We start from the raw sequence: 24,989 nt of genomic DNA on the forward strand, positions 1-24,989 counted from the left end.
TGGCCGCCGGTCGGCAATCGCGGCAGTTTGGCTATGGTTAGGGCTATAACTTGATAAACTAAGCCCGCCCCCGGTTTCCGCCGCCGGCCGGTTTTGGCCGACAGCGGACCGATTCGAATATCAAGGAGAATTTATGCGTTATTGGCTGATGAAATCGGAACCGGAAACCTTCGGTATCGACGATTTATATGCGCGGCCGCAGCAAACCGAACATTGGGACGGCGTGCGCAATTACCAGGCGCGCAACATGATGCGCGACGAGATGAAAATCGGCGACCAAATATTGTTTTACCACTCCAATTGCGACGAGCCCGGCATCGTCGGCATTGCCGAGGTGGTCAGGGAAAGTTATCCGGATTTCACGGCGTTCGATCCGGACGACAAGCATTTCGATCCGAAAAGCAATCCGGATAAGCCGACCTGGTTTATGGTCGACGTCAAATTCGTGCGGAAACTGTCGCGCACGATCAGCTTGCGCGAGCTGAAAACCAAATCCGAGCTGAGCGAGCTGGCTTTGTTGCGCCGCGGCAATCGGCTGTCGATCATGCCGGTCAGCGTCGAGCAGTGGGCGTTTATCCTGGCGCTGGAATAGCCGTCGTGCCGGCGGCAAGGTGACGCACGTGGAAATCAAACTGCCGCTGGATGCGAATCTGCAAGCCGCCCTGAACAAAGTCAGTGCCGCCTTTCCGGAGCTGAAACTGAATCAGGTTCTGGAAGCCAAGATCGTCGTCAATCAAACGCAATTGAATCTGCTGACGGTGAATATGGCCGGCAAGACCTTGACGCTGCAAACGCCCCTGCCCTTGCCGCTCGCTGCCGGCCAAAGCTTGCAACTGCAAGTGGTCAAATTATTGCCGACACCGGAATTCAAATTGATCGCTCCGCCGCTACCGGCCAACGCCAAGCCAACGGCCAGCGGCGAAACGCCGCTGCTGAAACTGGCAACCGCCGCCGCGCCGGCACCAGTGGCGGCAGCCGGCAATCCGTTACCAAACCTGCAACTCGGCCAGGCCGTGCCGGCCCAGGTGGTCAGCGTCGGCAAACAAGGCATGACGCTGCAACTCGCTATGCCATTGCCGGCATCCGTCCAACCAGCAACCGATAACGCCGCTGGCCGTTCGCCAGCTCCGCCGATCACACTGGATAGCCGGCAATTGATCGAAGCCGATCCGGCCAAACCGGCGTTGGTGCCAGGTAGCCGCATCGAATTGCAACTTGTGAAGGCCGGAGCGCCGCCGTTGTTCAGCGTCAGCCTGGCGCCGGCGGATTCGGCAGCCGAGCTGGTCGCCGCCGCTTTCAAACAAGCCCTGCCGCAGCAAAGTTCGCCGCTGCTGTTGCTGAATCGGCTGGACCATGCCTTTGGCGAATTGATCGCCGATAAAACCGTCGGCGAAACCTTGAAACATTTGGCGTTGGAGATTTTGCGCGCGATTCCGGATAAATCGGCACTGTTCCAGCCAGGCGATCTAAAAACTGCCGTGACCCGCTCAGGGCTGTTCCTGGAAGCGCAATTGGCGCAAGCCGGCCGGCAGCAGACGCCGCCTACGTTGGCGGACGACTTCAAGCTCAGACTGGGCAAGTTTATTGCGCAACTGGCGCTGGAATTGAAACCGGCCGCGGCAGAACGCACCGCCGCAGCCAGCGAACCGCTGCTGAGAGAACTGTTGCAGCAAGCCGAGGGTAGTTTGGCGAAATTGACCTTGGACCAGTTGCATTCGTTGCCGAAAGACGATGCGCCGCGCCAGGTTTGGGTGTTGGAGCTGCCTTTCCTGCAAAACGGTAAGCCGGACCTGCTGGAACTGGTCGTGGAGCACGATCGAGACGGCAGCGGCAACCCGAATGGACAGAACAACTGGGTAGTGAGCATTACCATTACCCCGCCGGAACTTGCTACAATACATTGCAAGCTCTCCTGTTACGACGGTAGCGTCAACACTCGTTTCTGGAGCGAATCGGCCGATACGGTCGAAAAAATTAACGCGCGTCTCGACCACCTGAGACGGCAATTCGAAGAAAAAGGATTGAAGCCCGGTTTTATGGATGCCCAACAAGGCAAACCTGCCCAAGAACACTCGCCGATAGCGTCGCCGCAAAGCTTGTTAAGCGAAAAAGTTTAGCTGCCTAACCTTGAATAGCCCGCTCACATCCAACCTTTACACCCATTTCCGCTTCGGCCCTACGGCCGCGGCGCGTGCCGTTTATCCATTGGAGATACAGATTCATGTCTAACCAGCAAGTCACCCTTACCCAGTTCATCATCGAACAGCAGCGCGGTCTGCCGGACGCTTCGGGGACCTTTACCCTGTTGCTGAACAACATCGTCACCGCCTGCAAACAAATCTCGCATCGGGTGAACTGCGGAGCCTTGATCGGCGTGTTAGGCAGCGCCGAATCGGAAAACGTCCAGGGCGAGGTCCAGAAAAAACTGGACATCATCACCAACGACATCATGGTCAAAGCCCTTGATTGGAGCGGTTCTTTGGGCGGTATGGCCTCCGAAGAGATCAACGATCCGATCAAGATTCCGAAGCAATATCCGAAAGGCAAATACCTGGTGTTGTTCGATCCGCTGGACGGTTCGTCCAATATCGACATCAACATGACCGTCGGCACCATCTTCTCGATTTTGCGTTGCCGCGAGGGTATCGAACCGGAAACCGAGGACTTTCTGCGCCGCGGCACCGAACAGGTCTGCGCCGGTTTCGTGTTGTACGGGCCGTCGACGATGCTGGTGCTGACCACCGGCAACGGCGTCAACGGCTTTACTTTGGACCAGGACGTCGGCGAGTTCATCCTGACCCATTGCAACATGAAAATTCCGGAAGAAAGCAGCGAGTTTGCCATCAACATGTCCAACCAGCGCTTTTGGGAGCCGCCGGTAAAACGCTATATCGACGAATGCGTGGCCGGCGAAGACGGCCCGCGCGGTAAAAATTTCAACATGCGCTGGGTAGCCTCGTTGGTAGCCGAGGTGTACCGGATATTGAATCGGGGCGGGGTGTTTCTGTATCCGCACGACTTGCGCGACCCGAGCAAACCGGGCAAGCTGCGCCTGATGTACGAAGCAAATCCGATGGCATTTATCATCGAGCAAGCCGGCGGCTTATGCACGACCGGTCGGGAACGGATTTTGGATTTAAAACCGAATAGCATCCATCAGCGGGTGCCGCTGATTTTGGGCTCGAAGAACGAAGTCGAACGCATCATTGCCTACCATCAACAGGATTGATTTTTTTTAGAACAAAAACGGACTCGGGATGAGTCGATAGCCGGCCTTGGCCGGCCCGTCTATCTTATTTATCGGAAATTTAATTTAACGTGACGATTAAAAACCAAGTCAATTGCGCCAACTGCGGCCTGGACAATATTTGTTTGCCGCGCGGTCTGTCGCAGAGCGAGATCAACAATATCAGCCAGGTGGTCAGAGCCCGCAAGACCTTGCAACGCGGCGATTTCATTTACCGGGAAGGCGACAATTTTCGCGGCATTCTGGCGATCAAATCCGGCAGCGCCAAACTGGTGGCCAACGACAGCCACGGCAACGAACATATTCTAAACATTCTGCTGCCTGGAGAACTGCTGGGATTCGACGGCCTGTCCGAGGATAAACACAGCTGTGCGGCGATAGCCCTGGAAACCATGAGTTTTTGTATATTGCCGGCCGACAACATGGACGACTTGTTCAAAAACGTGCCGAGTCTGACCAGGGAATTGTTTCGCCATACCGGCGAAAAAATGCTGGAGGACAAAAACCAGTTGGTGCTAAGCAAGCGTCCGGCCGACGAGCGCCTGGCCTACTTCTTAATCAGCCTGTCCGAACGTTTGAAACGGCGCGGATTTTCCTCGTCCGAATTCAAGTTGTCGTTGACCCGCCAGGAAATCGGCAACCATCTCGGTTTGGCATTGGAAACCGTCAGCCGCCTGCTGAAAAAGTTTCAGGACGACGAACTGATCGTGGTGCAGAACCGTTTTATCGCGATCAAAAACCCGATCGGCCTGCGCAACATGCTGTTGCCTTTGGAATAAATCAGTTTTTGATGCCGATGCCTTTGTGCAATAAATACAGGCTCAGACTAGCCAACAGCAGAATAAAACCGGCCGTCATGGCAAATGCAATCTGAATTTGCACGTCGCTGACGCCGATCATGCCGTAACGGAAGGCGTTGATCATATACAAAATCGGATTGCCCTGGGCGACCTTCTGCCAGATGCCGGGCAGCATTTCCACCGAGTAAAACACACCGCCCAAATAGCTGAGCGGCGTCAGGATGAAGTTCGGAATAATCGAAATATCGTCGAAACTGTCGGCGAACACGGCGTTGATAAAGCCGGCCAAGGCGAACAAGGTCGCCGTCAACACGAATACCGCTGCAACGATATCCCAATGCAAAATGCGGGTGTCGGTAAAAATCATCGAAATGGCGGCCACGACCAAACCGACCAACACGCCGCGGGCAATGCCGCCGCAGACGTAGCCGGACAAAATCACGTAGTTTGGCACCGGCGCCACCAACAGTTCTTCGATGTGGCGCTGAAACTTGGTGGAATAGAACGAGGACACCACGTTCGAATAGGAATGACTGATCACCGACATCAGGATGATGCCCGGCACGATGTAATCCATATAGCGGATGCCATGCACCAAACCGATCCGGTCGCCGATCAGTTTACCGAAGATCAGAAAATACAATGCCGTGGTGATGGCCGGCGGTAGCAAGGTTTGCGGCCAGATCCGGGTGAAGCGGCGGATTTCCTTGATTAAGATGGTCGAAAAGGCCACGGAATAGTTCATTGCACCAAGTCCAGGAAAAGTTGTTCGAGACGGTTGGATTTGTTACGCAGACTCAACACTTCGATCTGCCGGGCGGACAGCTCCTGAAACAATCGGTTTAAACCGAGGCTTTTCGGCACGGCGACCTCCAGGCAGCGTTCTGACACCAATTCGATCTGATAACCGGCAATCGCCGGTGCACCGGTCAGACTTCGCCCGACATCCAGTACGAAATGGTCGGTATGCATCCGCCCCAGTAATTGATGCATCGCCGATTTCTCGACGATTTCGCCGTTGTTGATGATGGCGATATTGCGGCACAGGCTTTCCGCCTCTTCCAGATAGTGGGTCGTCAGGATGATGGTCGTACCCTGTTTGTTTACCTCCTGCATCATCTCCCACATCGACCGCCGGATCTCGATATCGACCCCGGCGGTCGGTTCGTCCAAAATCAACAGCCGCGGCGAATGCACCATCGCCCGCGCGATCATCAAGCGCCGTTTCATACCGCCCGACAACCGCCGAGACACCGTATCGCGCTTGTCCCACAATTCGACCTGGCGCAAACATTGCTCCGTGCGCTGCTTCGCCAGCTTGCGCGGAATACCGTAATAACCGGCTTGGTTCAAAACCACGCTAAAACAGGTTTCGAATTGGTTGAAATTGATTTCCTGCGGTACCGCACCGATGCAGGTTTTAGCCGCGACCCGGTCAGTATCCAGATCGTGGTCGAAGACTCTGACCTTACCGCTGGTTTTATTGACCAGAGAACTGATGATGCCGATCAACGTGGATTTGCCGGCGCCGTTGGGGCCGAGTAACGCGAAAAAATCACCGCACTCGACTTCCAAGTCCACACCCTTCAAGGCCTCGAAGCCGTTGCCATACGTTTTTTTTAAGTTTTGAATGGATAAAGCCGTCATGCACTGGTTTATAATGGCCGTCGTCAATGGCTGGCAACTGTTGGGAACAGTCGCGCCAGTTAAGCTGCGGAATTCTATCAGACTCCGCCTTTCCCCGTAGTCCGAACAGGAACAGACTCGTGCCCCAGCAAATACCGACCAGCGTCGCCGCGGTCGATCTTGGCTCCAATAGTTTCCACATGATCATTTGCAGTTTGCACGACGGAAAGCTGCAAACCCTGGACCGATTGAAAGAAATGGTGCGCCTGGCGGCGGGATTGGACTCGCAAAAGTATCTGGATCAGGCCACGCAAGAACGGGCGCTGGCCTGCCTGGAACGCTTCGGTCAACGCATTCGCAATTTTCCGCCGAACAGCGTCGCAATCGTCGGCACCAATACCTTACGTATCGCCAAGAACGCGCAACAGTTCATCAAAAAGGCGGAAAAGGCGTTGGGTCATCCGATTCATATTATTTCCGGCATCGAAGAAGCCCGTTTGATCTACCAGGGCGTGGCCCACAGCCTGGCCAGCAATGCCAACAACCGCTTCGTGATGGATATCGGCGGCAGCAGTACCGAATACATCATCGGCCGCAACGATGTCGCCCATACCAAGGAAAGCCTGAACATGGGTTGCGTCACGGTCAGCCAACTTTTTTTTAAAAACGGCGAGATCAACAAGAAAGCGTTCCGCAAAGCCACGTTGTTTGCCGAACAGCATTTGGAACCCTTCCAAAATACCTTCAACTCCCAAAATTGGGATGAAGCGATCGGCGCCTCCGGCAGTTTGAAAGCAATCAGTAACGTGCTGCAAACCTCGGGTTGGAGCAACAACGGCATCACGATGGCCGGCATGGAGCAACTGGTCGCCCAGCTATTGAAGCTGGATAAGGTCGAGCAGATCAATTTTCCGGCATTGAGCATCGAGCGCCGCCCGGTCTTTATCGGCGCGGTCGCAATCGTCTATGCGACGTTCAAGACCTTGAATATCGAACAGATGACCGTGTCCGACGGCGCGTTGCGCGAGGGTCTGGTTCAGGACCTGCTGGGCCGCATCTATAACGACGACATTCGTTCGCAAACCAGCAAAACCATTGCCGAGCGCTACCACACCGACCAGAGCCATAGCGAGCAATTGAAGGATACTTTGCGCTACATCGCAAGACAATTGGACGTCCACCCCTGTTTCCACGACAACCCGACCAGCCTGCAATTTTTGGAATGGGCGGCGGAACTGCACGAGATCGGTTTCGAAATTGCCCACAGCCAATACCACAAACACAGTGCTTACATTCTGGAAAACGGCGATCTAGCCGGATTTTCCAAACAAGACCAGTTACTGCTGTCGATATTGGTGCGCAGCCATCGGAAAAAGTTGCGCTTGGAGCGTTTTGCCGATTTGCCGGCGCCGTGGCGGCAAAACGCGCCTATCATGGCCATCGTGTTTCGACTGGCCACACTGTTACACCGCAACCGCCATAGCCAACGCGCCGATTTCAAAATCGATATCGACGGCAACAACATCAAACTCGCGTTTCCGGAAGGCTGGCTGGAACAAGCACCGCTGACCTACGCCGACTTGAAAAAAGAGATGCACTATCTGGAAGACGCGAATTTCGAGTTGATCATCGATCAATGCTGAAGGCTTTGTTATTCGCGCTGTTCTCTACCGCAGCGCTATTGGCAGTACTATTACTATTCGCGATCGACGACTCGCCGTTGCCCAGTCTGAATCAGGGCTTGACGCGCGAGGACATTCAACGGGCTAAACAGTTGCTGCACGTACGTCCGGAAGAACGGAGCCAATTGAAAACCGTCTATCTCGACCAGAAGGATTTGAATATCGCCGTCAGCTATTTGCTGGACCATTTCGTCGAAAACACCACCCAAGTCCATTTCGGCCAAGACCGAATCGACTGCCAAATTGCCGTGTTCGTACCGGAAAGCCTGCTCGGGCACTACCTGGATTTCAGTTTCAGCGTGCGGCAAGTAAACGACACCATCCGCTTGAAATCATTCAAGGTCGGCGAGATCTCGATTCCGGATCCGGCGGCAAACCTGGTAATTCCGGCCTTGGTCCGCTATACGCCGCTGAATGACTACTGGCAGGTTCTGGCCCAGTATGTCAAGGACGTGCGCATCGGTCCGCAAACCTTGGAAATCAGTTATTTGGGTTCGATTGTCGATGCCGCCAAACAGTTGGTAATTCGAAAACACGCCGAATATCCCAACCTGCATCTGTACCAGCAGCAAATCAACGAAATCGTCGGCCGGCACGATCCGAATTGGCGTCTGTCCTTAATCGATTTATTACAGCCTTTATTCGCGGTCGCCTACCAAAATACCCCCGAAGCTGACGCCATCCAGGAAAACCGGGCCATCATCATCGCCGTGGCCAGTTATATCTACAAGCGCGACTTGCGCCGCTACTTGCCGTTGGGCTTGGTATACAGCAAGGAATACCCGGTTTTTGCCTACAAACGCGTCGATATTCCGCAACATTTCATCGCTTCGGCTTTATTAGCCGCGGTCGACTCGTCGTTATTGGTCGAGAAAATGGGCGTCGATAAGGAGTTGGGCGACGCGCGGCAAGGCAGCGGTTTCAGTTTTATCGACTTATCCGCCGATATGGCCGGGAGTCGCTTCGGCCGAATGGCTATTGCCTCCCAGACCCAAGCTCGGCTGTTACAAAAATTAATGGCCGAAACCAAAGACTATTCGGCGATTGTCCCCGATGTGCAAGACCTGCCGGAACATATGGACGAAGCGGATTTTAAACAGCGTTTCGAAAATGTCGGCAGCAAGCGTTACAAAGAAATTATCGCGGAAATCGACAAAAGGCTGGACACCTTGCCGCTTTACCAACCGCAGTGAAGTGTAAGAACCGGATCCCACCGCAGCAGTGAGGCCGGTTAAATACAGGATGACTTGAGGCAACCTCTAAAAATTGCACTTCGACAAATTCAGTGCGAACGGCAGCCCTTACTAAATCTGAGCATTATCCGTTCGTGCCAAGCCTTTCGGCTGTGATCAGGAGAGCCTTGTCGAAGCGTGAACGGATAATTTTTAGAGGTTCCCTTGATTTAACTGAAGATGGACTCGAAAGAATAGCCGCTGCTTTCCAGGATTTCCTTTAGCCGTTTCAAACCGTCCATCTGGATTTGCCGGACCCGTTCGCGGGTTACTCCCAATTCCAGCGCGACTTGCTCCAGCGTGGCGTTTTCGAAACCGCACAAGCCGTAGCGCCGGCAAATCACCTCACGTTGCTTCTCCGCCAATTGGTACACCCAATAGGTGACGTTGTTTTGGATGAAATCGTCTTGCAGTATTTCCGCAGGGTTGCGGCTTTCTTCCTCGGATATGGTTTCCAGCAGCGGCTTATCGAAATCTTTACCGAAAGAAACGTCGACCGAAGTAACCCGTTCGTTCAATTTCAGCATTTTACTGACGGTTTTCGCCGGTTTGTCCAGATGCTTGGCAATCTCGTCGACTGTCGGTTCGTGGTCAAGCTGTTGCGCCAGATTCCGTTGCGCTTTCAGATAAATATTCATCTCCTTGACGATGTGGATCGGCAAGCGGATCGTCCGGGTTTGATTCATGATCGCCCGTTCGATGGTTTGTCTGATCCACCAAGTGGCATAGGTGGAAAAGCGGAAGCCGCGGTCGGGATCGAATTTTTCCACCGCCCTGATCAAGCCCAGGTTGCCCTCCTCGATCAAATCAAGCAAGGGCAAGCCTCGGTTCAAATAGCGGCGGGAAATCTTTACCACCAGGCGCAAATTGCTTTCAATCATGATTTTGCGCGCTTGCGGGTCACCCTGCTGGGTACGCTTGCCGTATATTTTTTCTTCGTCGGCAGTCAATAACTGGGATTTGCTGAGTTCGTTAAGGTAGGCGCGAGTCGCATCGAACCCACTGTCGCTCTGCGTATCGCTGCTTTCTATGTCTGCAAGTTTGAACGTTTCGTTAGGATCGACTTCAACAACTTCGTCCTCCACATCCTCAAAAGAAATAAAATCCGGAATGTCCATATCTTTTATTACATCTAAAGTTTCTTCCATCATGATTAATCTCCCAGGTATTTTGGCTTGCCGATTCAATTATTTTTTATTATCCAGCCGGATAACCGTTTTTCCTTTTTAACCTCAGTGATGCCTTAGGCTCGAAGCGCACTGTTTTCGTTGGGTAACTGACCTGAAAACCCGAAGCATCAAGTGGCCGGCGATGCATTATTGTTGTAGGGTTGATTCGGCCACTAACCTTAACGGCGAGTCGCAGTATAACTTTAAAATATTCGTCTTATAAATTGAATTCCTTGCTTTTTTTGCGGTACATGTCTCTTTTTTTAATTTTCTTTTAATCCCGTACTGCATTCGCGTTTTCCAGTGCAGAAGACACTGAACCGGCAAAAACTAGAGCCTTCACCAAAATACCGGAAGCAGATAGCGATGGATCCACACTAGCCAAACGACAATAACTGCACCCTCGGAAACAATTGCGCGAGGGTAGGCCAGTTAGCCGCCGAGGAGGATTTTCTTCGCTTGATTGATTTGTGCGGCCAAATAATCCGAGCCTCCGCGATCGGGATGCATTTTGGAAATCAAGCTACGGTGGGCGGCGACAATTTCTTGCTCGGTGGCCCCAGGTTTCAGGCCGAGTATTTGCAAAGCCTGGTCCCGGGTCATATCCGGTCCGGGGGCGCGGGGCGACTGGCGGCGGCCGTCCGGGCTTTCCCTGAATAGCCGCCAAAGCCGGTGCAGTTGCGGCGCATAATTTATTAGCGCCGGCATCATTCTGGCGATAAACGCCAGCAGCACGCCGGCCAACGCCACCAATCCATTCAGTTTTCCGGTCAACAATGCTCCGGCCAGCAAAACAGACGCCAGAAGCCAAAGGATGCGGCGCAATTGGCGACGAACTTCCTCCGACGGCGTCTTTGCGTACCAGCGGTAGACAAAAACGCCGATTATCAGAGCCAATAATATTCCGATCCTTAACATTCCAGTCTGGTCCTTTCTCAACACCGGCCGAATAATAACTTAGAATAGCGCCGGTTAGGTTACCGATGAATTTACGATGCTCCATTCCAGTCCTCCGGTCCTGGGCTTTGCAGCCTTCAGCGGCACCGGTAAAACCACGCTATTGACGAAATTGATCCCGTTACTGCGGGCAAAAGCGCTGAGAATCGGTGTGATCAAACATAGCCATCACGATTTCGAAATCGATCAACCCGGCAAAGACAGCTTCGAGCTGAGAAAAGCCGGGGCGAGCCCGGTGTTACTGGTTTCGAAATACCGGCGCGCAATTGTAGAAGAACTCCCGCAGACCGCCGAAGTGAAACTGGCCGACCAACTGGCCGTATTGTCCGGCGCCGAACTCGATTTGGTATTGGTCGAGGGTTTCAGAGACGAAGCGTTTCCCAAAATCGAGCTGCATCGTCCGGCACTGAGCAAACCATTGCTTTACCCGAACGACCATTGCATCATTGCCATAGCCTGCGACCGGCCGCTGCCGACTTCGCCCGAACTCCCCTGTTTGGATTTAAACGACCCCGGGGCCATAGCCAACTTCATCCTTTACTCTTTTTTGAGCCATACCCAGTGAACGATATCTGCTTCCCCCCGCAAAACACTCTGCTAACCGCCGAGCAAGCATTGTCGCGGATTCGACAAACCATTCAACCGATCTCCGGCTCGGAGACAGTTGCCTTGAGTCTGGCCTTGGGGCGAACTTTGGCCGAAGACGTCTTTGCTGCGATCGATATGCCGCCGCAGCGGAATGCGGCAATGGACGGCTACGCCTTCGCCGCAGCCGGATTGTCCGGAAACGCCGATTTCAGCCTGCGCATGGTCGGCACCTCATGGGCCGGCAAGCCTTTCGTCGGGACGCCGGACCAAGGCGAATGCGTACGCATATTCACCGGTGCCGTGGTTCCGGATGGCGCGGACAGTGTCGTCGCCCAGGAACAAACCCATGCCGGAGCCGATTGTGTCCGGTTTTCCGCGCCGTGCCTGTTTCATAAAAATATTCGGCCGGCCGGCAGCGATTTCAAAGCCGAAGAAAAACTGCTCCATGCCCCAAGAAAACTGAACCCGCGTGATATCGGCTTGCTGGCAGCGGCCGGCGTCGCTGCGGTCAAGGTCAAGCGCCGATTGCGGATCGGTTTTTTTTCCACCGGCGACGAACTGGCGCCGCTCGGGTCCGAATTGGATATCGGCCAAATCTACGATAGCAACCGCTATTTGCTGGCGGCATTACTGGCCGACCCGAGCTTCGAAATCAACGATTTGGGCGTAGTCAAAGACGATCCGCAGGCGTTGGAGGCCATGTTGGTTTCCGCTGCGGCACACCACGACGCACTGTTATCGACCGGGGGCGCTTCGGTGGGAGAGGCCGATTACATCAAACAGGTTTTGGAAAAATGCGGACAGATCAATTTCTGGAAACTGGCGATAAAGCCCGGCAAACCTTTGGCGTTCGGCAAGATAGGCGGTTGTTGGTTTTTCGGTTTACCCGGCAATCCGGTCGCTGTGTTGGTCACGTACCACAAATTCGTAAAACCAGGCCTCGATCACCTGCTCGGCGCCCTGCCCCGTCCGACGTTGGAGTTAAGGGCACGCAGCGAGAGCGAACTACGAAAAGTGCCGGGGCGCTGCGAATACCAGCGCGGCATTCTGAAACAGGGCGAGAATGGCGAGTTCACGGTAACCGCCGCCGGACCGCAGGACTCGCATCAACTGAAAGTTGCCAGTATGGCCAACTGTTTTATCGTACTGGACACCGATTGTGCCGGCGTAAGCCGCGGCGACTGGGTGCTGGTAGAGCCGTTCTCAATCGATTTATAAGTTTGTTAACCCAACCCCTATCCTTTTTACTGATATTCCGTTCAAGCTAAACCCTTTTGCTGCGCTCAATAGCAGCTTGTCGAACCCTGATACCCGCTTAAACACAGTAAAGGCGAACAGCTTTTGGTTGCACCAAGTAATGATCGGCGGGGCCGGATTGCGCTCGCCCCGCGCCAGCAGGCCGGTCGCAACACCAGCAAGCTAAGCGCTTGCCGACGCCAATTCGCCTAAATAGCCATGCTTTCGCGCCAGATATTCATCGACAAAGGCCTGCATCGGTTCGGCTTCATAATCGCGCAAGCCGCTGACAGCGAGTTTCTTGAATCCGGAACCGACGACTTCGTCGTTGGCCTGAATTTGGAAATGTAAAAACGCAGTGGCACGTTTGCCATTGACCACCATTTCCGGCTCCAGCATTTTTAATCTTGGCGAAGCAAAGTCCAGACGGCTCAAATTCAGGGTCATGCTTTCATAAATAACCAACGGCCGGTCTATGTTGAACATCACTTTTTCCTTGGCCAGCAAAGGCACCAGAACGTAAGGAAAATTCTGACCGGAGAATGCCACGTAATCGCGAATCAAGGTCTCGATCAAATCGGCATCGCGCGTTACCTCGCCGGAACGCTCGATTTGCAGATAGGTTTTACCTTGGTTGTCGGTGACATCGATCCGGTCGGCGTCGGTCTCCGGAAAATTCAACAACACGCCGTGGCCTACCATCCCGGAAAACGTGAAATGCATATTGCGGCTGAGGCCGTACTTTTCCAGCACCAGAGAAAACAATAAGTCGCCGGGCACGCAAAAACGTTTGGCATCTTCGTCGTGCAGAGGATTGAAGTCGTGCGCCACTTCTTTGGCGAACACGCTGGCTTGTGCAGCGCTAATCGCGACACAGCCGTCCTGGATTGCATAGAATTCTTTTAGAAACATAATGTTGTTATTGTTTATTAGTAGCGAGGAACTGAAGCATCACAAACAAGTGACCAAGCGTCTATACCGCCGCGCAGATTGATCAAACGTTGAAAACCGACGTGTTCCAGATAGTTGCAGGCCTGTTGGCTACGCATGCCGTGATGGCAAATAACCACGACGTCCCGGTCGGAAGGGATCTCCTCCAGACGTTGCGGTATTTGCTGCAACGGAATCAATATGCTGCCGGCGATTTTTGCGTACGCAAACTCATGCGGCTCGCGCACATCCAGCAACATCACAGGCGCCTCTTCCTGCAAACGTTGGCGAAGTTGTTCCGGCGTATATTGGCTTATCGGCATATGAATCGTTCCAGTCTGGTGAGCGCGGCGGCCATTCTATCGATTGAAGCAGTATATGCAAATCGAATGTGGTAATTGGCTCGATGTGCGCCGAAATCCTTCCCCGGCGTTACGGCAACGCCTTCCGTTTCCAATAAACTTTTGGCAAATTCGAAGCTATCGTCGCAGAAGGCGCTGCAATCGGCGTAAATATAAAATGCACCGTGGGGTTTGCAGGCTATCTTAAATCCCAAGCGTAGCAGGCTATCGTAAAGGAAGTCCCGGCGCGCGGCAAACTCGTCCCGCCGCCGGTTCAACTCAGCCATATTTTCCGGATCGAACGATGCTAGGGCCGCATACTGCGAGTGGGTGGGCGTGGCAATAAAGATATTCTGCGCCAACTTTTCCACCGCATCGACGAAATCTTCCGGCACCACCAGCCAGCCCACCCGCCAACCAGTCATGCCGAAAAATTTGGAAAAACTGTTGATGACGAATACCTGGTCGCTAAATTGCAGAGCGCTTGCTGCGGGATCGCCGTATACCAGGCCGTGGTAAATTTCGTCGGAATAAAAACAGCCGCCCAATGCGCTGACAGCAGCCACCGCGGCTTGTAAATCGGCAGCGCAGACCAGGGTTCCGGTAGGATTGGACGGCGAAGCGATCAGCGCTCCTTTGCAGCCGGGCCGCCAGTGGCGGCGGATCAATTCGGCATTTAGCTGGTAAGCGGTGTCCGCACCGACCGGGACAAAATGGGTGCCGGCGTCGAACAATCTGACGAAATTATCGTTGCAGGGATAGCAGGGATCGGCCATCAGAACCCGTTCCCCCGGATTCAAACTGGCGGCAAACGCCAACAGGAAGGCGCCGGACGCCCCGGGGGTGATGAATACCCGGCGCGGGTCCAAACTCACGCCGTACTGGGTGCGGTAATATTCGGCCACGGCGCTGCGCAATTCGGGCAAGCCGGCCGCGGCGGTGTATTTGACTTCGCCTTTGCTGAGAAAACGGTTGCCGGCTTCCAGCACCAACGGTGGCGTGGCGAAATCCGGTTCGCCGATTTCCATGTGAACGATGTCTCTTCCCTGCCGCTCCAGCTCCTTGGCGCGCTGTAATAATTCCATCACATAAAACGAACTGATCCCGCGCATCCTGTCGGCGACGTGGTGTTTCATTATCCTGATCCCGTTAGTGGCAAAGCTTTGGCATCATAACAAACTTCTTGCCTGCACCCGGCGATTCTGATAAAAAGCCCCGATTTTTTCAGACCGCCAGGAGTCGTTGGATGAACAATTCTAGCCCTGCATCGGAATTTACTTTCAAGCCTTACGAGGAAAAAGAAGGCGAAGAGTACATGAACGAAGCGCAGTTAAATCACTTTGCCGCCATTCTCAACAAATGGAAATCCGAACTGATGATGGAAGTGGACCGTACCGTTCACCACATGCAGGACGAAGCGGCAAACTTTCCGGATCCTAACGATCGCGCTACGCAAGAATCTGAGTTCAGTCTGGAATTGCGCACCCGCGACCGCGAGCGCAAATTGATCAAGAAAATCGATGAAGCCTTGAAGGAAATCGAATCCGGCAACTACGGCTACTGCGAAACTTGCGGCATCGAAATCGGCATCCGCCGCCTCGAAGCCAGACCGACCGCAACCTTGTGCATCGATTGCAAGACTTTGGACGAAATCAGGGAAAAACAATTAGGCTAGATTGCCCCTCGCCCCCTCCGTATATCGGCCGGTTTGCCCCCTCGCCTACCGGCCCGCTCCATCTCGGTTCTCTATACACGGCCCTTGCCAGTTATCTCGACGCGCGCAGCCGCAACGGCTGGTGGCTGTTGCGTATCGACGATTTGGATACACCGCGCAACATGCCGGGCGCGACGGAACGAATCTTGGACTGTCTGGCAGCATTCGGCCTGCATTGGGACGGTGAGGCCGATTTGCAAAGCCGGCATGGGCAGCAATACCAACAGGCCATCGCCGATTTACAGCGACGCGATCTGCTCTATCCATGCAGTTGTAGCCGTAGTTTGCTGGCCGAAGCCGGCCCCATTTATCCGGGCTATTGCCGGTCTCAAGCTTATCGAAACGATCAACCTGCGGCACTACGAGTCAAGGCCTCGCCGGGGGAAGTCGAATTCATCGATGGCTTGCAAGGCATAATCCGGGAAAGCATCGCCGATCAACACGGCGACTTCATCGTTCTGCGCAAGGACAGTATCGTCGCCTACCAACTGGCGGTGGCGGTAGATGATTACCGGCAAGGCATCACCCATGTGGTGCGCGGCTCCGACTTGCTCGATTCGACGCCGAAACAAATATACTTGCAACAATTGCTCGGCTACCCGACGCCGGAGTACCTGCATCTGCCGATCATCGTCGATCGCAACGGACAAAAACTCAGCAAACAAACCCGGGCCGAAGCGGTCACGGCAACCTCGGCGAACCAAACGCTGTTCATGCTGCTAAGCTTACTCGGCCAAAATCCGCCGCCGACGCTGAAGCGAGCCGAGATCCCGACGATATTGGATTGGGCTGTTGCCCGCTGGTCGCCCGAGCGTTTACGCGGCATTCGCAGCATAAGCATCGACACGCCGCCCAGTAACCAGACTTAGCACAAGGAGTAAAACATGTCAGACCAAAAAACCTATCCGGTGCCGCCCAAGGTCGCGGCCAGCGCGCATATCGACGCGGCCGCATACCAGCGGCTGTACCGGCAATCGATCGAACAACCGGAGGTTTTTTGGGCCGAACAGGCCGAGCGGTTTCTGGACTGGCAAACACCTTGGCATACCGTACTGGAATACGACTATCCGCAAGGCGAAATTCAATGGTTCATCGGCGGTAAATTGAATGTGACCGTCAACTGCCTGGACCGCCACCTGCCGCGCCGCGCCGACCAAATCGCGATTATCTGGGAAGGTGACGATCCGGCCGACAGCCGCACGCTGACTTATCGGGAGCTACACGAGCAGGTCTGCAAGTTCGCCAATGTTCTGAAAAACCACGGTGTCAGCAAAGGCGACCGGGTCTGCATTTACTTGCCGATGATCGCCGAAGCGGCGGTAGTGATTCTGGCCTGCGCGCGGATCGGCGCCGTGCATTCGATTGTGTTTGGCGGCTTTTCGGCCGATGCCTTGCGCGACCGGGTGATCGACGCCGATTGCCGCTTATTGATCTGCGCCGACGAAAGTTACCGCGGCGGCAAAATCGTGCACTCCAAGCTGAACGTCGACAAAGCCGCGGACCAATGCCCTAATTTGAGTAGGGTCATTGTCATCAAACATACCGGCCACGACATTCCCTGGCACGATCAGCGAGATATTTGTTACCACACCGCGATGGCAACCGCTTCCGCCGCTTGCCCAGCGGAAATGATGGATGCCGAAGATCCATTGTTCATTCTGTACACTTCCGGTTCCACCGGCCAACCGAAAGGCGTGTTGCATACTACCGGCGGTTACTTGTTGTACGCGGCGATGACCCACAAGTACGTGTTCGATTACCAGGAAGGCGAGATTTACTGGTGCACAGCCGACATCGGTTGGATCACCGGCCATTCCTACGTGCTATACGGTCCGTTGTGCAACGGCGCCACCACACTGATGTTTGAAGGCGTACCGACCCATCCGCATCCGGACCGGTTCTGGCAAGTGATCGACAAACATCAGGTCAATATTTTTTACACTGCACCGACCGCGATCCGCGCGCTGATGGCGCAGGGCGACGAATTCGTCAACCGTACCAAACGCACCTCGTTGCGCATCCTCGGCAGCGTCGGCGAACCGATCAATCCGGAAGCCTGGGAATGGTATTACCACGTGGTTGGCAACAAGCGCTGTCCGCTGGTCGACACCTGGTGGCAGACCGAAACCGGCGGCATATTGATCACGCCATTGCCCGGCGCCACGGTGTTGAAACCCGGCTCGGCGACCTTGCCGTTTTTCGGCGTCAGGCCGGCCATTCTCGATCAGGACGGTCACGAACTGGCAGGCGAAGCCGAAGGCATATTGGTACTGACTTATCCCTGGCCCGGCCAAGCGCGGACGGTCTATGGCGACCACCAACGTTTCGTCGACACCTATTTCAGTAAATTCCCCGGCTACTATTTTGCCGGCGACGGCGCCCGCCGCGACAAGGATGGCTACTATTGGATCACCGGCCGCATCGACGACGTGTTGAACGTCTGTGGCCACCGCTTGGGAACGGCCGAAATCGAAAGCGCCCTGGTGTTGCACGATCTGGTGGCCGAAGCGGCCGTGGTCGGTTTTCCGCATCCGATCAAAGGCCAGGGCATCTATGCCTACGTCACGTTGAATGTCGGCATCGAAGGCAGTAGCAGCCTGAAAGGCGAGTTGAAGGACTTGGTCAGAGAAGAAATCAGCGCCATCGCCCTGCCCGATCTTATTCAGTGGGCACCGAGCCTGCCCAAGACCCGTTCGGGTAAAATCATGCGTCGAATATTACGTAAGATTGCCGCCAACGAGTTTCACGATTTGGGCGACACCTCGACCCTGGCCGATCCGTCGGTGGTCGAGCAATTGATCGCCAACCGCTTGAAACTACCCTAAGTGAAAATCCGCCTCGGTCTGGCCTATATCGGCGTGGTGTTGATCTGGACCACAACGCCGCTGGCCATCCAATGGAGCAGCGTAGGCGCCGGTTTCGTATTCGCTGCCGCCGCACGGATGAGCATCGGTCTGAGCTGCCTGCTTTTGCTGTGTTTACTGGCGCGGCAGCGGATACCGTTGAACCGGCCGGCTTTGGCCAGCTATTTCGCAGTGGCGGTACAACTTTACGGCAGCATGTTGGCCACCTATTGGTCGGCGCAATTCGTACCTTCCGGCTGGATTTCGGTGATATTCGGCCTTAGCCCGTTCATGACCGCATTCATGGCGGCTGCCTATTTGAAAGAACGCAGCCTCGGCTGGGGCAAGTTGTTCGCTTATAGCTTGGGAGTGTGCGGTTTAATGGTCATGTTCAATTCCGCGCTGGAACTGCACGAGCAAGCAATAGCCGGCCTTGTCGGCGTGCTGGTCGCCACCTTTATCCACGCTGCAAGCGCGGTCTGGGTCAAGCAAATCGATGCCGGTCTTGGAGCCTTGCCGTTGGTCACCGGCGGCTTGTTGATCGCGGTACCGCTTTATCTGCTGACTTGGCACGGTTTAGAAGAGATGGTTTTGCCACCGGATATTTCACCAAAGGCGCTTTACTCGATCTTATACCTCGGCGTAATCGCCACCACGCTGGGTTTTGCGCTGTATTACTTCGTGTTGAACAACATGCAGGCCACCAACGTGGCGATGATGAATCTGCTGACTCCGGTCATGTCGTTATTTTTGGGTTACAGCGTGAATCAAGAACCGATCACACCGACCACGCTCGCCGGCACGGCGCTGATTATGCTGGCTCTATTGATTTACGAGACGGTAAACCGACGGCAAGCCCGGAACGGCTGCAGTTAGCCGTTCCGGACGCCATCATCAGATTTTAGCCGTGCGCTGTTTCAAATATTGGCCGAACTCATGGTTGATTTCCTGGTGTAGCAAGCCGTATTCGACGTTGGCCAACAGGAAACCGAATTTGGAACCGCAGTCGTAGCGGTTACCTTCGAATTCGTAAGACAGGATTTGTTCGTCTTTCATCAACGCAGCAATCGCATCGGTCAACTGAATTTCGCCGCCGGCGCCGCGGCCGGTGGTCTCGATTTTCTCGAAGATCGCCGGAGTCAGGATATAGCGGCCGACCACCGCGATGTTGGAAGGCGCCACTTCCGGTTTCGGCTTTTCGACGATCGAACTGAGCTTGCCGACCCGCGGTGCAATTTCGCTGTGTTCGACGATGCCGTACTTATGAGTTTCTTTCGGATCGACTCGCTCAACACCCAGGATGCTGCTTTGCTCTTTGTCGAACAAATCCACCATTTGCTTCAGGCAACCGCGATTGCCATCCTCGATCAGGTCGTCCGGCAAAATCACGGCGAACGGTTCGTTACCGACTACCGGTTTGGCGCAATGGACGGCATGCCCCAAACCCAAGGCTTCGGCCTGGCGCACGAAAACGCAGGACACGTGCGGTGGCAGCAAGTCGCGCAACATGTTCAACAAGCCGGTCTTGCCGCTTTTTTCCAGCTCCTTTTCCAACTCGTAAGATTTGTCGAAATGGTTGGCGATCGATTCCTTGTTTCGGCCGATTACGAACACCATGGTGTCTATGCCGGCCGCAACCGCTTCCTCTACCGCATATTGGATCAACGGCTTGTCGACGATCGGCAGCATCTCCTTGGCAACGGCCTTGGTTGCCGGCAGGGAACGGGTACCGAGACCGGCAGCAGGGAAAACGGCTTTAGTAATTTTCTGACTCATAGTGGCTCTTTTCAAGTTTCGGTTTGGTTTTGACGAATAAATAATGTGTGCCTAACCTTATGGCATTCTTATTAATTAAACACTGTCGCTCCGCTATTTTAGGCGATAATGCCGTTTTATTCTTACCTGTCCGCACGAGATACCGCAATGACAAGAACGTTATGCACGCTTTTGGTGGCGTTAATCCCGGTAAAGTTGGCATTCAGCCAGGATTTGCTGGAGACCTTCCAATTGGCAAAAGCCAACGATCCCGATTTCAAAAGCTCGGATATCAACAAACTGGCGACGGCCGAAATCAAATCGCAAAGTATCGCGCAGATGTTGCCTAATCTCTCGTTCAACGCCAACAGCAGCCGTAACCGGCTGGAAAGTACCAGCTTCCTGGGAAACACGTTGCAGCACTACTGGGACAGCAAACTCGGATTCAACTTGAAACAACCGGTGTTTCATTGGGAGCACTGGGTGCAATTGGAACAGGCCGAGAACAAAATCGCCCAGGCCGAGGCCCAGTTTCAGGCCAAATACCAAAATTTGATGCGACGCACCGCCGAAGCCTACTTCAATATTCTGGCGGCGCAGGACAATCTGGAGTTTGCCGTAGCCGAAAAGAAAGCCATTGAAAAACAACTGGAACAAGCCAAGCAGCGGTTCGATGTCGGCATCATCGCCATCACTGATGTCTACGAAGCCCAAGCCGGCTACGACCGGGCGCTGGCCAGCGAAATCGAGGCGCAAAACCTGCTCGACAACAGCAAGGAAGCTTTGCGCGAGATCGTTGGCGACAATGGCGCAGAACTGGATGGCTTGCAACCGGAAATCCCGTTGTCGCCGCCGGAGCCGGAAGATTTGTCGTCCTGGGCCAATTCCGCCGAGAGCAATAATTTTTCGATCGTCGCTCAAATTAACCAGACCGAATACATCAGAAAGAACATCGATTTACAGGAATCCAAGCACATGCCGACCCTGGATATCGTCGCCCAATACAACGAAATGGATACCGGCAACCGCTACGGCCTGCGCGGTAACAGCGAAAGCTTCGGCCTGCAATTGAATCTGCCGCTCTACGAGGGCGGTGGCGTCTCGTCGCGGGTGCGCCAAGCCGAGCACGAGTACGAAGCGGCCAAGGAAGACCTGACCAAAGTCAAACGCAGCGTCAACCGCGGCGTCAAGGACGCCTTTCGCGGCGTGGTTTCCAGCATTAGCCGGGTCAAGGCGCTGGACGCCACCAGCAAATCCGCCGACATGGCGGTGCAAGCCGCCGAAGCCGGCTTCGAAGTCGGCACCCGGACTATGGTCGACGTTTTGGCCGAACAACGCAATCTTTATAGAGCCAAAAGCGATTACGCCAGAAGCCGTTACGATTATTTAATCAACGGCATCAAATTGAAGGAAGCGGCCGGCAGTCTGAGCGAAGTGGATTTGGAAGTAGTCAACCAATACTTACACCATGCAACCGGAGCAGAAAAATCCGGTTCCCGCTGATTCGCCGCGCTCAATCAGGCCCGGTGTGCAACCGGGCCATATCGGCCGTCATGCCGGGCATGCCTACCGCGTTCAACCGAACAGAGCCAAGGCTTTTTTGACCGTGGACCAAACTCCCCAAGCGAGAGGCGTCAAAACGTAAAGCCAGAATAAAGCAACCAGCAGCCGACTGGACGGGTTGTTATTGGGCCGTTCGTTCATCGTTTTTCTCCAGTCAATGATCGGCGTCGCCGGCCGGATAAATGCCATCCAACTCGTCGAAGTCGCCGTGTTTCATATGGTGTTTTTCGTGCACCGGACGAATCGCCAAATTGGCGGCAAATCCGGCCAGCAGTAAGCCCGCCATGATATACATCGTCATGTTGTAGGCTTCGGCTTTGGCCACGCCTTGGCCGATCTGATATTCGCGCAGATAGTTCACCAGCACCGGTCCCAACACGCCGGCCGTCGACCAGGCAGTCAATAGCCGGCCGTGAATACCGCCGACGAATCGGGTACCGAAAATATCGGCCAGATAAGCGGGGATGGTGGAAAATCCGCCGCCGTACATACTCATGATCAACGCATACAGCAACACGAACATCGCCATGTTACCGGCCATACCCATGGTCGGAATCGTCGCATACAGCACCGCACCAACTGCAAAGAAAATCATGTAAGTATGTTTGCGGCCCAGATAATCCGACGCCGACGACCAGAAAAAGCGGCCGCCCATATTGAACAAACTGAGCAAGCCGACGAAACCCGCCGCAGCGGCCGGCGTCACCGAGCCCTTGAACATTTCCTGAATCATCACCGATGCCTGGCCCAATACGCCGATGCCGGCGCTTACATTCAGGCACAACACCAGCCACAGCAAATAAAACTGCGGTGTTTTCAGCGCCTGATCGATATGCACGTGTTTGTCGGTGATCATTTTGTTGGCGACGACCGGCGGCGTCCACCCCTCCGGTAGCCAACCGCTAGGCGGAATGCGGATCGCCAGTGCGCCGATCAGCATCGAACAAAAATACAAGCCGCCCATCACCCAAAACGTTTCCATCACCCCGACCGAGGTTGCGGATCTGAACTGGTCCATCAACCATACCGACAACGGCGCACCTATCATTGCGCCGCCGCCGAAGCCCATAATCGCCATGCCGGTCGCCATGCCACGCCGGTCCGGAAACCATTTGATCAAGGTCGATACCGGCGACACATAACCTAGACCCAGGCCGATGCCGCCAATCACGCCATAACCCAGATAAAGCAATCCGATTTGATGCAACTTGACGCCGAGCGCGGCGATAAAAAATCCGCCGCCGAAGCAGCAGGCCGCAACGAACATGGTCAGGCGCGGCCCGACTTTTTCCAGCCATTTGCCGCCGAAAGCCGCGGACAAGCCCAGAAAAACGATCGCCAAACTGAAGATCCAGCCCAACTCGGTCAATTTCCAATCGTCCGTAGCCGAGGCGCTAATGCCGATTATTCGGGTCAATGGATCGTTGAACACGCTGAATGCGTAAGCCTGGCCGATACAAAGATGCACCGACAATGCCGCCGGCGGCGCCAGCCAACGGCTATAACCCGGCCGGGCGATAATGCGTTGTTTCGAGAAAAATCCTGGCATTTGCGAATTCCTTAACCGATTTGAAAAAACCAAAGCCGACCGAACGACCATTTCAGCATTTTAACAAGGCTGCTTACTCTACTTGCCATTTTAAACAACAATTCGTTTTTCCGGCCGGAATGGCCTTAGGGAGAGACGGCGCCGAAAAATTGAACGCTTGGTTAAGTGACACCCCTGCTACTCTTGACCGTCCGTGAGGACAAAATAATGGAGCAGAAAATGTGTAAAAAGACCAGAAGAAACCTTCAAGGCCAAGGTCGGCCTAGCGGTTTTGGCGGGCGATGAAACTCTAGCCCAGTTGTGCCGGGAGTTCGAGATTCATCAAAATCAGATTGTTGATTGGAAGAAACAATTGTCCGAGCGAGCGGCCGAAGTATTCGGTAAGCCCTCGGAAGCCTGAGTCGTCGTCAATTGATCTGCAAGCCCTGCATGCCGAAATCGGCCAATTGAGGTTGGAAAATGCTTTTTTAGAGGGCGCCCGAACCTCACTTCGACCGCCTAAACTATGGTGGGGATTTCACAGATTCGCTGTTCAAACCAATGGTCCATTTCTCTTTGAGTTGTTCACTTGATAAAGCCCCCGGCAAGGCCGGGGGAAATTTTGTGTTAAATCGCTTTCCCTTGCTTATCGATGGTTACAACAAATGATTTGGTTTGACCGGTAACCGAGGCTTGGGTGATCAGAATCTGCAACGGAAACTGTACCGAATTGACATTGTCGACGCTGAAATTCATCGAACTTGGGTTAAATTTAATCCAACTGGGTAGAGATTCGCCGCTAGCCAATCTAACGGATACGTCGTTACCGCCACTTAATGCTTGGATGCCCCCCGCGGGCAAACTGAAACTAAAGCCGCTGTTGTAATCGTTAATTTCGACATTCGCTGCGTAGTTAACTTGATTGCTACCATCCAATGTCTGCGATGAAAGTAAGTGGACCAGATTCACTTGGTCATTTCGAGTATTAGTACCAACGTTTGGGTTGCCTGTATTCGAACCACCGGAATTAACTCCCGTGTCGACCATATTGAAATGAATGGTGCGGTTACTATCGGTGCCACGGGCAACAGATAACGCTAATCCCGAGCTTCTGCTACCGCCACCGGTTCCGGCGTTGCCATTGCTATCGCCACCTGCCCCGACATTCGGCACGACAGTACCCGCATCGACGTTTCCTGAGGGCGAATCGGGAAGCGGCGGTGTGACGTTTTCCAGAATGGTTACTAACGGCGTGCCTCCGCTTAGGGTGTAATTGCTTGCCAATCCTCCGTTCGCACCATCGGCGAGAGCGAGAGTCCCTAGGGTTACCGGTTTGTTGACGCCGACTTGACTATCGGCCATTTCGCCGACGCCTGTCAGCGTTAAGGTTTCAGCCCCCACCAAACTGCCAAACGTGAAAATATCTGCATTAAGAATATTCGTGCCGTCAAACTTGCGGGATCCGCTCAAATTAATAACGAAAGGCGTAATGGTGCTGCTGGTATTGTTGGCATAAGATACCGAGTAGTTAGCGCCGCTATTGCCATCGTTGACAGTGACTGCGCTGACGGTGACGGTCTTGTTGCCGCTGCCGACGTTTTTATCGGTAAAGGCATAGCTGCCGCCGCTAAGGCTATCGCTGCCGTACAAGGTTCCGGCGGTAACCGTAGGCGTACCCGAGGCGCTGGTGCCGCCGTCGTAGGTTTTGCTAACGTTGCCGGTACTGACGGTTAGGCTGGCGGCCGTAATATCCGCAGTATGCGTACTGCCGGTCAGGG

General features: G+C 54.3%; 24 protein-coding genes. 13 read left to right on the forward strand and 11 right to left on the reverse strand.

Annotated elements, in window-relative coordinates; translation table 11 throughout:
* Nucleotides 1–133 precede the first annotated feature (133 nt).
* The 4 genes from NP603_RS14510 (at nucleotide 134) to NP603_RS14525 (ending at nucleotide 4,026) form a co-directional block, all read left to right on the forward strand.
* Nucleotides 134–592: an EVE domain-containing protein gene (locus NP603_RS14510; RefSeq protein ID WP_256611630.1), complete on the forward strand. Its 459-nt coding sequence runs from the start codon at nucleotides 134–136 to the stop codon at nucleotides 590–592.
* 28 nt (nucleotides 593–620) lie between these two features.
* A complete protein-coding gene (gene fliK, locus NP603_RS14515; RefSeq protein ID WP_256611631.1) occupies nucleotides 621–2,117 on the forward strand; it encodes a flagellar hook-length control protein FliK in 1,497 nt (498 codons plus the stop codon).
* Nucleotides 2,118–2,221: 104 nt separating this feature from the next.
* Nucleotides 2,222–3,229, forward strand: coding sequence for a class 1 fructose-bisphosphatase (locus tag NP603_RS14520; protein WP_256611632.1), 1,008 nt, complete (start codon nucleotides 2,222–2,224; stop codon nucleotides 3,227–3,229).
* An 89-nt stretch (nucleotides 3,230–3,318) separates the two neighbouring features.
* Nucleotides 3,319–4,026, forward strand: coding sequence for a helix-turn-helix domain-containing protein (locus tag NP603_RS14525; protein WP_256611633.1), 708 nt, complete (start codon nucleotides 3,319–3,321; stop codon nucleotides 4,024–4,026).
* Nucleotide 4,027: 1 nt separating this feature from the next.
* On the opposite strand, the gene NP603_RS14530 is transcribed toward NP603_RS14525, so the two are convergent.
* Together NP603_RS14530 and NP603_RS14535 are read right to left on the reverse strand one after the other, a co-directional pair.
* The gene (locus tag NP603_RS14530) at nucleotides 4,028–4,792 is read right to left on the reverse strand and encodes an ABC transporter permease (protein WP_256611634.1); all 765 of its coding nucleotides are present in this window, start codon (nucleotides 4,790–4,792) and stop codon (nucleotides 4,028–4,030) included.
* Nucleotides 4,789–5,694, reverse strand: coding sequence for an ABC transporter ATP-binding protein (locus NP603_RS14535; RefSeq protein ID WP_256611635.1), 906 nt, complete (start codon nucleotides 5,692–5,694; stop codon nucleotides 4,789–4,791). The genes NP603_RS14530 and NP603_RS14535 overlap by 4 nt, the downstream gene beginning before the upstream one ends.
* A gap of 119 nt (nucleotides 5,695–5,813) precedes the next feature.
* Here NP603_RS14535 and ppx point away from each other — a divergent pair, with 119 nt between their 5' ends.
* Both ppx and NP603_RS14545 read left to right on the forward strand, forming a co-directional pair.
* Nucleotides 5,814–7,316, forward strand: coding sequence for an exopolyphosphatase (ppx, locus tag NP603_RS14540; protein ID WP_256611636.1), 1,503 nt, complete (start codon nucleotides 5,814–5,816; stop codon nucleotides 7,314–7,316).
* Nucleotides 7,310–8,548: a YfiM family lipoprotein gene (locus NP603_RS14545; RefSeq protein ID WP_256611637.1), complete on the forward strand. Its 1,239-nt coding sequence runs from the start codon at nucleotides 7,310–7,312 to the stop codon at nucleotides 8,546–8,548. The genes ppx and NP603_RS14545 overlap by 7 nt, the downstream gene beginning before the upstream one ends.
* Nucleotides 8,549–8,757: 209 nt before the next feature.
* Here the strand turns inward: NP603_RS14545 and rpoS are convergent, their stop codons facing one another.
* Together rpoS and NP603_RS14555 are read right to left on the reverse strand one after the other, a co-directional pair.
* Nucleotides 8,758–9,738, reverse strand: coding sequence for an RNA polymerase sigma factor RpoS (rpoS, locus tag NP603_RS14550; RefSeq protein WP_256611638.1), 981 nt, complete (start codon nucleotides 9,736–9,738; stop codon nucleotides 8,758–8,760).
* A gap of 450 nt (nucleotides 9,739–10,188) precedes the next feature.
* Nucleotides 10,189–10,653, reverse strand: coding sequence for a DnaJ domain-containing protein (locus tag NP603_RS14555; protein WP_256611639.1), 465 nt, complete (start codon nucleotides 10,651–10,653; stop codon nucleotides 10,189–10,191).
* A 97-nt stretch (nucleotides 10,654–10,750) separates the two neighbouring features.
* On the opposite strand from NP603_RS14555, the gene mobB reads away from it, so the two are divergent.
* Nucleotides 10,751–11,278 (forward strand): molybdopterin-guanine dinucleotide biosynthesis protein B, encoded by a 528-nt coding sequence (mobB, locus tag NP603_RS14560; RefSeq protein WP_256611640.1) that lies wholly within the window; start codon nucleotides 10,751–10,753, stop codon nucleotides 11,276–11,278.
* The gene (moeA, locus tag NP603_RS14565) at nucleotides 11,275–12,519 is read left to right on the forward strand and encodes a molybdopterin molybdotransferase MoeA (RefSeq protein WP_256611641.1); all 1,245 of its coding nucleotides are present in this window, start codon (nucleotides 11,275–11,277) and stop codon (nucleotides 12,517–12,519) included. The genes mobB and moeA overlap by 4 nt, the downstream gene beginning before the upstream one ends.
* Before the next feature lie 201 nt (nucleotides 12,520–12,720).
* On the opposite strand, the gene NP603_RS14570 is transcribed toward moeA, so the two are convergent.
* From NP603_RS14570 to NP603_RS14580, 3 genes are read right to left on the reverse strand one after another with little or no spacing between them, the layout of a single operon-like run.
* The gene (locus NP603_RS14570) at nucleotides 12,721–13,449 is read right to left on the reverse strand and encodes a DUF3581 domain-containing protein (protein ID WP_256611642.1); all 729 of its coding nucleotides are present in this window, start codon (nucleotides 13,447–13,449) and stop codon (nucleotides 12,721–12,723) included.
* Between the two features lie 17 nt (nucleotides 13,450–13,466).
* Nucleotides 13,467–13,790, reverse strand: coding sequence for a rhodanese-like domain-containing protein (locus NP603_RS14575; protein ID WP_256611644.1), 324 nt, complete (start codon nucleotides 13,788–13,790; stop codon nucleotides 13,467–13,469).
* On the reverse strand, nucleotides 13,781–14,944 hold the full coding sequence (locus NP603_RS14580) for a pyridoxal phosphate-dependent aminotransferase (protein WP_256611645.1): 1,164 nt from the start codon (nucleotides 14,942–14,944) through the stop codon (nucleotides 13,781–13,783). Before NP603_RS14580 ends, NP603_RS14575 begins: the two co-directional genes overlap by 10 nt.
* Before the next feature lie 110 nt (nucleotides 14,945–15,054).
* On the opposite strand from NP603_RS14580, the gene dksA reads away from it, so the two are divergent.
* From dksA to NP603_RS14600, 4 genes are read left to right on the forward strand one after another with little or no spacing between them, the layout of a single operon-like run.
* Entirely contained in the window at nucleotides 15,055–15,483 is a 429-nt protein-coding gene (dksA, locus tag NP603_RS14585) for an RNA polymerase-binding protein DksA (protein ID WP_256611646.1), read from the forward strand.
* Entirely contained in the window at nucleotides 15,432–16,391 is a 960-nt protein-coding gene (gluQRS, locus tag NP603_RS14590; RefSeq protein WP_371928869.1) for a tRNA glutamyl-Q(34) synthetase GluQRS, read from the forward strand. The genes dksA and gluQRS overlap by 52 nt, the downstream gene beginning before the upstream one ends.
* A 15-nt stretch (nucleotides 16,392–16,406) precedes the next feature.
* The gene (acs, locus tag NP603_RS14595) at nucleotides 16,407–18,347 is read left to right on the forward strand and encodes an acetate--CoA ligase (protein WP_256611647.1); all 1,941 of its coding nucleotides are present in this window, start codon (nucleotides 16,407–16,409) and stop codon (nucleotides 18,345–18,347) included.
* Nucleotides 18,348–19,241: a DMT family transporter gene (locus NP603_RS14600; RefSeq protein ID WP_256611648.1), complete on the forward strand. Its 894-nt coding sequence runs from the start codon at nucleotides 18,348–18,350 to the stop codon at nucleotides 19,239–19,241.
* 18 nt (nucleotides 19,242–19,259) lie between these two features.
* Here the strand turns inward: NP603_RS14600 and galU are convergent, their stop codons facing one another.
* Entirely contained in the window at nucleotides 19,260–20,141 is an 882-nt protein-coding gene (gene galU, locus NP603_RS14605; RefSeq protein ID WP_256611649.1) for a UTP--glucose-1-phosphate uridylyltransferase GalU, read from the reverse strand.
* 147 nt (nucleotides 20,142–20,288) lie between these two features.
* On the opposite strand from galU, the gene NP603_RS14610 reads away from it, so the two are divergent.
* The gene (locus NP603_RS14610; protein WP_256611651.1) at nucleotides 20,289–21,623 is read left to right on the forward strand and encodes a TolC family outer membrane protein; all 1,335 of its coding nucleotides are present in this window, start codon (nucleotides 20,289–20,291) and stop codon (nucleotides 21,621–21,623) included.
* 72 nt (nucleotides 21,624–21,695) lie between these two features.
* Here NP603_RS14610 and NP603_RS14615 read toward each other — a convergent pair whose 3' ends face one another.
* The 3 genes from NP603_RS14615 to NP603_RS14625 all read right to left on the reverse strand — a co-directional run.
* Nucleotides 21,696–21,824, reverse strand: a complete 129-nt coding sequence (locus tag NP603_RS14615; RefSeq protein ID WP_256611652.1) for an MFS transporter small subunit — start codon at nucleotides 21,822–21,824, stop codon at nucleotides 21,696–21,698.
* 13 nt (nucleotides 21,825–21,837) lie between these two features.
* Nucleotides 21,838–23,232 (reverse strand): L-lactate MFS transporter, encoded by a 1,395-nt coding sequence (locus NP603_RS14620; RefSeq protein ID WP_256611653.1) that lies wholly within the window; start codon nucleotides 23,230–23,232, stop codon nucleotides 21,838–21,840.
* 606 nt (nucleotides 23,233–23,838) lie between these two features.
* A partial coding sequence (locus tag NP603_RS14625; RefSeq protein WP_256611654.1) for a YDG domain-containing protein occupies nucleotides 23,839–24,989 on the reverse strand: 1,151 nt, incomplete at its 5' end.

The organism is Methylomonas aurea, from assembly GCF_024505045.1.
Lineage (GTDB): Bacteria > Pseudomonadota > Gammaproteobacteria > Methylococcales > Methylomonadaceae > Methylomonas > Methylomonas aurea.

What these genes read in the sequence shown, in the direction of transcription:
- NP603_RS14510 (WP_256611630.1), top strand. Translation starts at nt 134, where the DNA reads ATGCGTTATTGGCTGATGAAATCGGAACCGGAAACCTTCGGTATCGAC.
- NP603_RS14520 (WP_256611632.1), top strand. Translation starts at nt 2,222, where the DNA reads ATGTCTAACCAGCAAGTCACCCTTACCCAGTTCATCATCGAACAGCAG.
- NP603_RS14530 (WP_256611634.1), bottom strand. Translation starts at nt 4,792, where the DNA reads ATGAACTATTCCGTGGCCTTTTCGACCATCTTAATCAAGGAAATCCGC.
- NP603_RS14535 (WP_256611635.1), bottom strand. Translation starts at nt 5,694, where the DNA reads ATGACGGCTTTATCCATTCAAAACTTAAAAAAAACGTATGGCAACGGC.
- NP603_RS14545 (WP_256611637.1), top strand. Translation starts at nt 7,310, where the DNA reads ATGCTGAAGGCTTTGTTATTCGCGCTGTTCTCTACCGCAGCGCTATTG.
- rpoS (WP_256611638.1), bottom strand. Translation starts at nt 9,738, where the DNA reads ATGATGGAAGAAACTTTAGATGTAATAAAAGATATGGACATTCCGGAT.
- mobB (WP_256611640.1), top strand. Translation starts at nt 10,751, where the DNA reads ATGCTCCATTCCAGTCCTCCGGTCCTGGGCTTTGCAGCCTTCAGCGGC.
- NP603_RS14570 (WP_256611642.1), bottom strand. Translation starts at nt 13,449, where the DNA reads ATGTTTCTAAAAGAATTCTATGCAATCCAGGACGGCTGTGTCGCGATT.
- NP603_RS14575 (WP_256611644.1), bottom strand. Translation starts at nt 13,790, where the DNA reads ATGCCGATAAGCCAATATACGCCGGAACAACTTCGCCAACGTTTGCAG.
- NP603_RS14580 (WP_256611645.1), bottom strand. Translation starts at nt 14,944, where the DNA reads ATGAAACACCACGTCGCCGACAGGATGCGCGGGATCAGTTCGTTTTAT.
- dksA (WP_256611646.1), top strand. Translation starts at nt 15,055, where the DNA reads ATGAACAATTCTAGCCCTGCATCGGAATTTACTTTCAAGCCTTACGAG.
- acs (WP_256611647.1), top strand. Translation starts at nt 16,407, where the DNA reads ATGTCAGACCAAAAAACCTATCCGGTGCCGCCCAAGGTCGCGGCCAGC.
- galU (WP_256611649.1), bottom strand. Translation starts at nt 20,141, where the DNA reads ATGAGTCAGAAAATTACTAAAGCCGTTTTCCCTGCTGCCGGTCTCGGT.
- NP603_RS14610 (WP_256611651.1), top strand. Translation starts at nt 20,289, where the DNA reads ATGACAAGAACGTTATGCACGCTTTTGGTGGCGTTAATCCCGGTAAAG.
- NP603_RS14615 (WP_256611652.1), bottom strand. Translation starts at nt 21,824, where the DNA reads ATGAACGAACGGCCCAATAACAACCCGTCCAGTCGGCTGCTGGTTGCT.
- NP603_RS14620 (WP_256611653.1), bottom strand. Translation starts at nt 23,232, where the DNA reads ATGCCAGGATTTTTCTCGAAACAACGCATTATCGCCCGGCCGGGTTAT.